Origin of the sequence: Paenibacillus sp. KS1 (assembly GCF_001680695.1) — a bacterium.
Classification (GTDB): Bacteria; Bacillota; Bacilli; order Paenibacillales; family Paenibacillaceae; genus Paenibacillus_B; species Paenibacillus_B suaedae.
The window spans coordinates 1-265 of sequence record NZ_MAIS01000369.1 but is presented as its reverse complement, the minus strand read 5'-3'; the positions used below and the strand labels follow the sequence as shown (position 1 = coordinate 265).

The following is a 265-nucleotide window of genomic DNA, read 5'->3' as shown; positions in this document are numbered from 1 at the left end:
GTCGACGATATGACGACAAACAGGGTAAATTTGTAGATACGAACTATTTTTTCACAGAGGAAGACTTCTATATCTCGCTCTATAAACCAGGTGCCGGGTCTGATGCAAAAGATCAACTCAATGGGTTCTCGATTAAAGTTGATGCCAAAGAACTTGATCCAAAATGGACAAAAGCAGCAGCAGAAATCGTGAAAACAGCGTTCAATCATGAATTGAAAGAAGTGACGGAGGCAACACTCAGACATGGTAATTTTGACTATGAAAA

General features: G+C 39.6%; 1 pseudogene. It reads left to right on the top strand.

The annotated features are described in order from the left end of the window. Positions 1-265: pseudogene (locus BBG47_RS30350) on the top strand (hypothetical protein); the annotation flags it as partial.